The sequence below is a fragment of the Microcoleus sp. Pol12B5 genome (genome assembly GCF_036701335.1).
Classification (GTDB): Bacteria; Cyanobacteriota; Cyanobacteriia; order Cyanobacteriales; family Microcoleaceae; genus Microcoleus.
Genome location: NZ_JAUBQQ010000073.1, coordinates 1 through 10,350 on the forward strand (window position 1 = coordinate 1; position 10,350 = coordinate 10,350).

General features: G+C 47.4%; 11 protein-coding genes. 4 read left to right on the plus strand and 7 right to left on the minus strand.

Annotated elements, in window-relative coordinates; all coding sequences use genetic code 11:
* Positions 1–131 precede the first annotated feature (131 nt).
* The 7 genes from QUA24_RS22905 to QUA24_RS22935 form a co-directional block, all read right to left on the minus strand.
* Positions 132–599: a type II toxin-antitoxin system VapC family toxin gene (locus QUA24_RS22905; protein WP_333232314.1), complete on the minus strand. Its 468-nt coding sequence runs from the start codon at positions 597–599 to the stop codon at positions 132–134.
* Entirely contained in the window at positions 593–889 is a 297-nt protein-coding gene (locus tag QUA24_RS22910; protein WP_333232317.1) for an antitoxin family protein, read from the minus strand. Before QUA24_RS22910 ends, QUA24_RS22905 begins: the two co-directional genes overlap by 7 nt.
* 46 nt (positions 890–935) lie before the next feature.
* The gene (locus QUA24_RS22915) at positions 936–1,736 is read right to left on the minus strand and encodes a class I SAM-dependent methyltransferase (protein ID WP_333232319.1); all 801 of its coding nucleotides are present in this window, start codon (positions 1,734–1,736) and stop codon (positions 936–938) included.
* Between the two features lie 143 nt (positions 1,737–1,879).
* The gene (locus tag QUA24_RS22920) at positions 1,880–3,520 is read right to left on the minus strand and encodes a 2-isopropylmalate synthase (protein WP_333232321.1); all 1,641 of its coding nucleotides are present in this window, start codon (positions 3,518–3,520) and stop codon (positions 1,880–1,882) included.
* Positions 3,521–3,720: 200 nt separating this feature from the next.
* Entirely contained in the window at positions 3,721–4,242 is a 522-nt protein-coding gene (locus tag QUA24_RS22925) for a LabA-like NYN domain-containing protein (protein WP_006633075.1), read from the minus strand.
* A 337-nt stretch (positions 4,243–4,579) separates the two neighbouring features.
* Positions 4,580–5,230 (minus strand): response regulator transcription factor, encoded by a 651-nt coding sequence (locus QUA24_RS22930; protein ID WP_333081102.1) that lies wholly within the window; start codon positions 5,228–5,230, stop codon positions 4,580–4,582.
* Positions 5,231–5,876: 646 nt separating this feature from the next.
* Positions 5,877–6,302 carry a ferredoxin gene (locus QUA24_RS22935; protein WP_333232323.1) on the minus strand — a complete coding sequence of 142 codons (426 nt, stop codon included), beginning with the start codon at positions 6,300–6,302 and terminating at the stop codon, positions 5,877–5,879.
* A 405-nt stretch (positions 6,303–6,707) separates the two neighbouring features.
* On the opposite strand from QUA24_RS22935, the gene groES reads away from it, so the two are divergent.
* The 4 genes from groES to QUA24_RS22955 form a co-directional block, all read left to right on the plus strand.
* Positions 6,708–7,019 carry a co-chaperone GroES gene (gene groES / locus QUA24_RS22940; RefSeq protein ID WP_332945088.1) on the plus strand — a complete coding sequence of 104 codons (312 nt, stop codon included), beginning with the start codon at positions 6,708–6,710 and terminating at the stop codon, positions 7,017–7,019.
* Between the two features lie 151 nt (positions 7,020–7,170).
* Positions 7,171–8,811: a chaperonin GroEL gene (groL, locus tag QUA24_RS22945; RefSeq protein WP_333211804.1), complete on the plus strand. Its 1,641-nt coding sequence runs from the start codon at positions 7,171–7,173 to the stop codon at positions 8,809–8,811.
* 236 nt (positions 8,812–9,047) lie between these two features.
* Complete coding sequence (locus QUA24_RS22950; protein WP_333232325.1) at positions 9,048–9,590, plus strand: hypothetical protein; 543 nt, start codon at positions 9,048–9,050, stop codon at positions 9,588–9,590.
* Between the two features lie 501 nt (positions 9,591–10,091).
* A partial coding sequence (locus QUA24_RS22955; RefSeq protein ID WP_333232327.1) for a hypothetical protein occupies positions 10,092–10,350 on the plus strand: 259 nt, incomplete at its 3' end.

Genomic DNA, 10,350 nt, shown 5'->3' on the forward strand with positions numbered 1-10,350 from the left:
TTGTGTTTGTAAGGCAATGATCTATATATATATTGCCTTACAGATTTTTTTTTGCTCACTTTTTCAGTGCCATTGGACTTTAGTCCTCTGATTTGTATGAAGACTTGCATTCCTGACTACAAACAGCTTGATTACGGATAATTATTAGGATTATCAATAGCAAACCCTGCCGACTGAGCAATATCCAGCAATCTGTTGTCCGCCGAAACAAAAATTAGTTGAGTATCTGGGATGGATGTTAAAAGAGATTGAACGCGCAAAGCAGACGCTAATTGCACAGCATCATAAGCCCGCAGTGGATATTGAATAATCAATTCACCCGCCCTTTCAACCAGTGCCAGATCAACTTCGATAACTCTATACCGACTATTGAATTCAGAGCGAAACTTTGCAATAAGTGCAGCAACTTCCGCAGCAGTTATACCGCCTTCACGTTGTCTGCGTGCAAAAGCACTAAGAACTTCCACCCAGGTGATGCTGACTAGAAGCAGCGAGTTACCAGTCTGGGAATCCGTGAGCATTTTTATCCAAGGGCTGCCAATTTCAACCACATATCTTTTGATGAGGGCGCTGCTATCCAAAAAATAAATGTTTACCACGGGCCGCGATCCTCGATAATCATTTCTGATAGAGGCTTGCCCGGTTTTGCCCCTAACCTTTTAGCCAATTCATACACCTCTTCATCAGTGACAGCCTCGACGTTATGGGGATCGTTAGGTAGTGGAGTCACCAATCCTCGGTCAACTAAGAACTGGATTGCCAATTCTGCCTGCTTTTTTGGATCATCTGGCCAGAGTTGAATCTGCACAGTTTCCCCATCTTTGAAAGACACAGAACTCAAGGGACGAAAAACCCCGTTTTCGTAGATAGCAGTAATAGTTTCTGGCATAATTAGCCTCTTAATTAAATGCTTTGATTTATTGTACTTCTTTTAATTACTTCGTTGCCACCACAGCCAAATTCCAAGCCAAGCGCTTCATCAAAGGCAACTTTTTCAAAAATCCATCCAACTCTTCTAACCGACAGTATTCCGGTTTCAATCTATCTTGTTCAATGATAATCTTTTTCCAATAACGCTCCTCATTTGGATGCACTTTTTCTATCAAATAAAAGCGCAAAAAAACCCAAAGCGATGTCAGCCAAAACGTATCATAAGCCGTCTCCGAAAACAAAGACTTGACAAAATTCACAATATTAATATCCAAAGGACTTTCATCCTCCGTCCGCACCTCAGTCGCCATCCTGCGGTAAACATTTATCACCGGATTGTGCTTCATCGGGTCCCAAAAGCAAGCTTTGCCACCCGGTTTTAGCACCCGGTGCATTTCGCGAATTGCCTTTTCTGGTTCCGGTAAATGGTGCAACAAATTAGAAGCGTAAACAATATCAAAACTATTGTCCGGGAAATCCAGCGCCATTGCATTCACCGTGCAGCCGTCTATTTTGACGCCGTTTTTCTCAGCCAATTTCAGAGCAACTTCTACCATGCCCTGAGAATAGTCGGCAGCCACACAATCGGCGCCTTTTTTAGCAAAATAAACGCTGTTTTCTCCCGCGCCGCAGCCTAAATCTAACAGGCGTTTGCCTGTAATATCGCCCATTTGCTGGACGATAAATCTATTTTCTGGGGCGGTACAAGCTTCAAAGTAATCATTGACTCGAATGCCGTCAATATCGATTGTGGATGCCCAAGCATCGTGGAATTGCCGCTCTTTTTTTAAAGTTTCGTCTTGCATTTTTCAAGAGTTGGTTATTAGTAAAAAAAAGTAATTTTAAACCGCAGATAAACCCGGATCAAGGCAGATTAATTGAGATTTATCTGCTTCCACCTGGGTTCGTCTGCGGTTTGTTTCAAGAAAAATGGCTGACAGTAAATTTATCAGCGCTGTGCTTCTGCAACAACTTCATTCCTGATCTGAGTTGGCTGTTCCGAGGATTTTTCAGCACTATGCTGCAATGCCTGATACAGGCGATTTAAAGCGCTGATGTATGCTTCTGCAGACGCTACGATAATGTCGGTATTTGCCGAGTGACCGGAAAATACTTTGCCTTCGTGGCGCAAGCGAATTGTTACTTCGCCGATCGCATCTATGCCCGCTGTGACCGATTGTACAGAAAACTCGATCAACTCGTTGGGTACGTTTACCACCCGGTTAATTGCCCTGTAAATCGCATCCACAGGCCCAGTGCCGATCGCAGCATCGGTCAATTCTTCGCCCGCCGGATTCCGCACAGTGACGGTTGCTGTCGGGCGAGATTTGTCACCGCAAGAAACTTGCACCAATTCTAACCGGAACAGTTCCGGTGCTTGGTGCACTTCGTTGTTGGCGATCGCCTCTAAATCCCAATCAGTAATCTCTTTTTTCTTGTCCGCTAAATCTTTGAACTTGACAAAAGCCTTATTTAGCTCATCGTCGGCCATTTCAAAACCCAACTCTTTCAAGCGAGTGTGAAATGCGTGGCGGCCCGACAATTTGCCCAAGACGATTTGATTTTCCGTCAAGCCGATCGACTCAGCGTCCATAATCTCGTATGTCCGCTTATTTTTCAGCACTCCATCTTGGTGAATTCCCGACTCGTGAGCGAAAGCATTTGCCCCGACAATCGCCTTATTTGGCTGCACCAACATCCCCGTCAAAGTAGAAACCAAGCGGGAAGTTTTGTAAATTTGGCGCGAGTCAATATTTGTCAGCGGTTCCTCAGAATCCGCAGCCCTGCCCAAGAACGGATTATAATATTGACGCCGCACGTAAAGCGCCATTACCAACTCTTCCAGAGCCGCATTTCCCGCCCGTTCGCCAATTCCGTTAATCGTGCATTCTAACTGTCTGGCACCATTTTTTACGGCTTCCAAAAAGTTAGCAACAGCCAATCCTAAGTCATTGTGACCGTGAACCGAAATAATTGCGCGATCGATATTCGGCACATTTTCCTTAATTCCGCGAATCAAAGCCCCAAACTCGCTCGGAGTCGTGTAGCCGACAGTATCGGGAATATTAACAGTAGTTGCACCCGCTGCGATCGCTCGTTCTAGAACCTGATACAAAAACTCCGGTTCCGAACGACAAGCATCTTCCGGCGAAAACTCCACATCATCCACAAAAGACTTAGCGTAAGCTACCATTTCCGGCACAATTTCCAGAACCTCAGCCCGCGTCTTTTTCAGCTTATACTCCAAGTGAATATCAGACGTAGCCAGAAACGTATGAATTCGCGCATTGGCTGCTGGTTTCAGAGCCTCTGCTGCTCTTTTAATATCCGGCTTTCTCGCCCGTGCTAAACCGCAAATTGTCGGCCCATGTTCCGTGCCAACCGATCGGGCTATTTTTTGGACTGCCTCGAAATCTCCCGTGCTGGTGAAAGGGAAACCCGCTTCAATCACATCTACGCCCAATCTCGCTAACTGGCGAGCGATCGTCAGCTTTTCATCCACATTCAGAGATGCACCCGGAGATTGTTCTCCGTCCCGCAAAGTCGTATCGAAAATAATAATCCGGTCTTGACTTGGTTGAGTTTTCATAGCTCTAAAAAGTGTTTTCCTGATTTTTACTTGTCCGTTTTTCTGGATTTTAGCCTCCAGTCACCAGTCCCCTGTCTCGCGCCAATAACGAATAATTAATAACCCCTAACCCATAACTACTGACTAATGACTAATGACTAATGACTAATAATTACTGACTAATGACTAATGACTAATGACTAATGACTAATAACTACTGACTAATAATCCATCTTCTCGATATGTTCCCTAATTTCATTTAGGTCTATATACCTATCTGTAGCATTTCGTAACTCTCTAGCAATCATTCCTTCGGTTGATACCACAGTAATATGAGTATTTTTCGAGCGGAGCAGCTCGATCGCCCGCTCAAAATCGCCATCCCCGCTAAACAGCACAACCTGGTCGTATTGATCCACGGTATTAAACATATCAACCACAATTTCTATGTCTAAATTAGCCTTTTGAGAATATCTGCCCGAAGCATCGTCGTAATATTCCTTAAGAATTTTAGTGCGAACCGTGTAACCTAGACTGATCAAAGCATCTCGAAATCCCCTTTGATCTTGGGGGTCTTTCAGACCCGTATACCAGAAAGCATTGATCAAGATGACATTCGGCTGCGAAGTTTTGAAATATTCGAGCACCCTGCGAGGATCAAAAAACCAGCCGTTCTTTTGTTGAGCGTAGAACATATTGTTCCCGTCCACAAAAATAGAAAGGCGGTTCATTAAGTTTGTCATAGAAACTTAGACCTAATAATTGTAGAAAGAAGTTAATCTAAATATCACATTTTAGCAACATGGAGCTAACTGAGGCAATAGATTAGACTTCAGAAAACTCCATCTCCCCAGTATTTCATATTTTCGGCTCTACCGCCAGAGGGTTCTTTTAACCCTGCTTGCATTTGAGCGAGGGGCCCTCACAAACTATACGCCTAGTAACTCAATACCGGCTGCCGTGTCAAGGTTAATGGCGCCTTCAAACTACCGTGCCCACCGCCCTACCGCCAAGCAGGCATACCGAAGCGCATAGCAGTAGATTTTGCTCCCCTGATTTCATAGCGCAGACTACCTCGGCTCAAGCCTTTTTGCTTTCAAGAGCCCAGCGAGCTAACTCTGTCCGGTTGTGCAGACCTGTTTTGCCCAGCATATTGCTGACGTGGCTTTCGATAGTCCGCTGGCTGACATTCATCACGTCTGCAATCTGGCGGTTTGCCATACCCTGCGCTAGCAACTGTACGACCTTTAACTCAGTGGGAGTCAATTCGACATTGCGGCGCGCCTTAATTTTTGGGCCACTGTCCATACCGGGATTTGAGTGGCTAATCAAGCGGGATGCTGCTTTCAGAGAAGATTCCACTTGGGCCACCAGTTCTTCTGGTTCAAAAGGCTTGACTATATAAACGTCAGCCCCAGTGCTCAAGCCTTTTACTCGGTCTGAACTTTGACCTTTTGCGGACAAGAAAAGAACCGGAATCCAGCTCGTGCGAGGGTCTTCTCTGATGTGTTTGACTAAAGTGTAGCCGTCCATTTCCGGCATCATCACGTCGCAGATCATCAAGTCGGGAACTTCTTGTTCTAGTTTTTCCAGAGCGTCTCTGCCGTTTTCTGCTGTAATGACGTTGTAACCCCGAAACTCCAAGTAGTCCTTGACCAGCAAGATCAAATTGGGGTCGTCGTCAACCAGCATCAGCCGTTTTTGTTCTCCTGAATTATTGTCCTTTGTCATGTTTATTCCCGCTAAAGTATCCCGCATACTTCCTTGTTTTCACTTCTGTTTTTTCGGTCAGTCCCCCGCCACCCGGCTGGGAGTGGAGGACGACGATCGACTGAAGGGATGGCGGTGAGGGAAAGCGGGGCGGGTATTACCGCTTCCCAACCTGTAATCGACGGCTGTTTCTGAGTGTCTTACGACCTGGAACGCAGCCAAAACCAGTAATGGACGATCGCCCTGTCAAGATCAGCCTTGATTGATTGGAGATTGCCTAACAGAGCGCAAGTTAAATATTTAATCTCGATCGGTTCAATTTCAGGTTAATGCCCCGGTTTTAAATGATACTTCTGATATAGAGAAATTTAAGCAGACTCCCTACTTACGTATTTAACTGTTTCTAGTGTAGTTTGGCAACCTCCTGAGTGTCTGCCACTGAGAAATTTTGTGCAAAAATTTCTCAGTTCCTCCGATCGATTTTTTTGGTGTACCTTTTGAGAAACACCAGGAACACGGGAAGCCATACAGGGAAGACAAGAACCTAACTACAGTTTTATGGAGCTGTAGCGGGTGCGATCGCCCGCAAGCCAAACTGTCTCAAATTCTCACCCTTAACCTTAAATTTAACCTTTAATTATACCCATGTACTTTAACAGCTCTATAATTAAACGTTTTGCTCCGCCTCAGAAGGCACTGGCAAAGGATGAGTCAAGAAAGCGTATTCTTGAACGACCTTTGAGTTTAGGAGATGTTCCTGAATAATTCTCTCAATGACGGGTGGAGTAACGTCGCGATACCACACTCCGTCTGGATAGACTACCATAATCGGGCCAGACGCACACACTCGCAGGCAATTGGCTTTCGTGCGAAAGACGCAGGTTGGTCGAGTGGCACTTGGCTTGTCCAACCCCAATTCTTGCAAGCGTTTTTTTAAGTAATTCCACGCCTCCAGACTGGTTTGTCGATCGCAGCACTTAGGCACGGTTTGGTCGGCACAGATAAAAATATGCCGCTCGATTTGAGCGATTCCCAGGCTTTGGACGCAAGCGCTCAAGCCTTGGCTGCAATATTCCTGGTTATTTTCTGTCATTTTATTCATCAATCAAAAGTAATTGTTTGGCAGTCTAAAGTCATCACCACAGCCTCCACTCCCAGGGCGGTTTCATTCTTTTGTAGGGGCTGCCCCACGTCGCTGCCCCTACCTATGAAATAACCGAAAAATCGTCGGTGGGGAGGGTAGGCACGGGGGCACTACCCTCCTACAAAATCCTAGTTTTTTGGAGAATGAAACAGCCCTGCACTCCCCCCCTCCTTCCCCTCAACTCATGCTCGGTTCGGGAACCCGTACTGGCAACTAAGTTGCGATCGCCCCTTTCTAGAGCTAAATTAGCACTCAGGAGTCGAGAGTGCTAATATGTCAGTTGTAAGTAGTCCGCTGTTGCTTTCATCGTGACCCCTGACGACTGACGACAATCTGTAATCTGGAGATTTATTTATGGCAGCAGTATCACTGAGTGTTTCTACCGTTAAACCGTTAGGCGAGCGCGTGTTCGTAAAAGTAAGCGCTAGCGAAGAAAAAACCGCTGGCGGCATCCTTCTGCCCGACACAGCTAAGGAAAAGCCCCAAGTAGGCGAAGTCGCGGCCGTGGGCCCCGGCAAGCGCAATGACGACGGCACCCGCATTGAAATGGAAGTCAAAGTCGGCGACAAAGTTCTCTACTCGAAGTACGCCGGCACCGACATCAAACTCGGCACAGACGAATACGTCTTGCTTGCAGAAAAAGACATTCTGGCGATCGTTAACTAATAATCATTAGTCATCAGTCCTTAGTCCTTAGTCCTTAGTCATCAGTCATTAGTTTAAAGCGAACGCCGCCAAACAACTAATGACACGGGACAAATGACTAAAATCCATCATCCCCCATCCAAAATCTCAAACCCTCTCATCCCCAAAAACTATGGCTAAGCGTATCATCTACAACGAAAATGCACGTCGCGCCCTCGAACGCGGTATGGACATTTTGGCCGAAGCAGTGGCCGTAACCCTCGGCCCCAAAGGCCGTAACGTGGTTCTCGAAAAGAAATTCGGAGCTCCTCAAATCGTCAATGACGGTGTTACCATCGCCAAAGAAATCGAACTAGAAGACCACGTAGAAAATACAGGCGTTGCCCTGATCCGTCAAGCAGCTTCCAAAACCAACGACGCAGCAGGCGACGGTACCACAACAGCTACCGTTTTGGCTCACGCCATGGTCAAAGAAGGTCTGCGTAACGTAGCAGCCGGCGCAAATGCGATCGCCCTCAAGCGCGGTGTTGACAAAGCAACCACGTTTTTGGTAGAAAAAATTGCCGAACACGCCAAACAAGTAGAAGATTCCAAAGCCATCGCTCAAGTCGGCTCCATCTCTGCTGGTAACGACGATGAAGTCGGTCAAATGATTGCCAACGCAATGGACAAGGTGGGCAAGGAAGGCGTTATTTCCCTGGAAGAAGGGAAGTCTATGACCACCGAATTGGAAATCACCGAAGGGATGCGCTTCGACAAAGGCTACATTTCTCCGTACTTTGTCACCGACACCGAACGGATGGAAGCGATTCTCGAAGAACCCTTCATCTTGCTGACAGACAAGAAAATCGGCTTGGTACAAGACTTAGTACCAGTGCTCGAACAAGTAGCCCGTTCCGGCCGCCCGCTATTGATCATTGCAGAAGACATTGAGAAAGAAGCTTTAGCTACCCTCGTTGTCAACAAACTGCGCGGTGTGTTGAACGTGACTGCTGTTAAAGCACCTGGTTTTGGCGATCGACGCAAAGCCATGTTAGAAGATATCGCCGTATTGACCGGCGGTCAACTGATCACCGAAGATGCCGGTTTGAAACTGGAAAACACCAAGCTGGAAGTAATCGGCAAAGCTCGCCGCGTCACCATCACCAAAGACAGCACCACAATTGTTGCCGAAGGTAACGAAGTCGCAGTCAAATCTCGCTGCGAACAAATTCGCCGTCAAATGGACGAAACCGAGTCTTCCTACGACAAAGAAAAGCTGCAAGAACGTTTGGCCAAATTGGCTGGCGGCGTCGCAGTCATCAAAGTCGGCGCGGCTACCGAAACAGAAATGAAGGATCGCAAACTGCGTCTTGAAGATGCGATCAACGCAACCAAAGCTGCTGTCGAAGAAGGAATTGTTCCTGGCGGCGGTACAACTTTGGCTCACCTGACTCCTCAATTGGAAGAGTGGGCTAATAGCACTCTCAAGGGCGAAGAATTGACCGGTGCTTTGATTGTGGCACGGGCTCTGGCTGCTCCTCTGAAGCGGATTGCTGAAAATGCTGGTTTGAATGGCGCTGTGATTGCTGAGCGCGTCAAAGAAAAGCCGTTCAACGTTGGTTTCAACGCAGCGACAAATGAGTTTGTCGATATGTTTGAAGCTGGTATCGTTGACCCCGCGAAGGTGACTCGTTCTGCTCTGCAAAATGCCGCATCTATTGCTGGTATGGTGCTGACAACCGAGTGCATCGTCGTTGACAAGCCTGAACCGAAGGATGGCGCTGCTGCAGGCGCTGGCGGCGGCATGGGCGGCGGCGACTTCGATTACTAAGTCGATAGTCGATCGTTTGATGACTAATCGCTAGTTTGATAGGGCGGGCAATAATGTCCGCCTTTTTGATAAACAAATTTGATGGGGCGGGCAATAATGTCCGCCTTTTTGATAAACAAAATAGCTGTCACCTGGTGACAGCTAAATTTTTTTTGGCTGACTGATATACTCAGAAGGAGCTTAGGTACTCCTACTTTAGGGAACCGCTGTATAAAAAAATTTGAGGTAATGTGTCTATGTCTAATGAAAATAAAGACAATTCTCAAAAACAGAAGCCCAAACTAATTTTGCAAAATCAACGCTTGAGAGAGTTGCAGCAACAATTAGACAAATTGAGTGAGAGTCATGGCAGCCTGCTTGAGCAAAACCAGAGAATAGAGCAAAAACTAGACGATTTAAAGTCTCTGTTAGAAAATCGACCTGATATCATCACAAGTCAGGTCGATGAACCCAGTGATAAGCAATATGAAGATCGGCTAGTGTTTAACCGTGGTCAGAGTCGAGAAGTGCTTAGTGATGCGCTGGAAAATGTTCAAGATCGATTGATTCTGGTATGTCCTTGGCTGACCTCTTGGGCTACTGCTGTAGTGATTGAGAAGTGCACAGCGGTAATTGTCCAAACCGTCGTCGGTTTAGCTGACGATTCTGTTGTCGGAATGCGAAACCGCATCGAACTCAGACTCAGGCAAAATAAGTGGGAAATTGTCTGGATTGGCCGACAATCGAAGTGTCAACCAAATCGCGGACACCAAGATTGGGCAAGCGGGCGCTGTAGGTAGAAAGGTCGATCGGCTTTTTGCTTAAATTCTTTCACCCCGGATGCGTTGCGAGGAACGAAGCTAAGACTTGAGGCAACCGACGAAAAACAGAGGCACAGAAAGATTTGTTACCGCTGGCTGCCGACAGAAATAAGTTATTCGTGCCTAAATCCAGGAAGCAATCTCGGCTCCGCGTTGTTTTCTGGCTGCGCGACAATCTTAAAACTATTTTCGGTGTCGATCGCTCTTTTAGTCAAAAAGAGCGATCGAACTCACAAGTTTACTTACACATGATCAAATTTCCAGCCGAGATGAATCCGGCCACAGGGGCTGAAATCTCAACCCAATTGCGGTTTTCTCCATTCTTATCTTTCACTAACTGGAAATTCGGTACAAGCGTTACTTGACCGTTAGCCGGTACACCGCCTTTAACAGCAGAAGTCTTTGAAGGCTCGGTGCGGATAGCTAGACCCCTCGGTGCTACGCGAGGTTCTACTTGGCGGCACAGACTTACTGGGCCCGTTGCAGGCGCTGGTGCTGGTGCTGGCGCTGGTGCTGGTGCTGGTGCTGGTGCTGGCGCTGGTGCTGGCGCTGGTGCTGGCGCTGGTGCTGGCGCTGGTGCTGGTGCTGGTGCCGGTGCTGGTGCCGGTGCTGGTGCCGGTGCTGGTGCTGGTGCTGGTGCTGGCGCTGGTGCAGGTGCCGGTGCTGGTGCTGGTGCTGGCGCTGGTGCTGGCGCTGGTGCTGGTGCGGGACTTGGACGGGGTGTCGGTGCAGGTGCGGG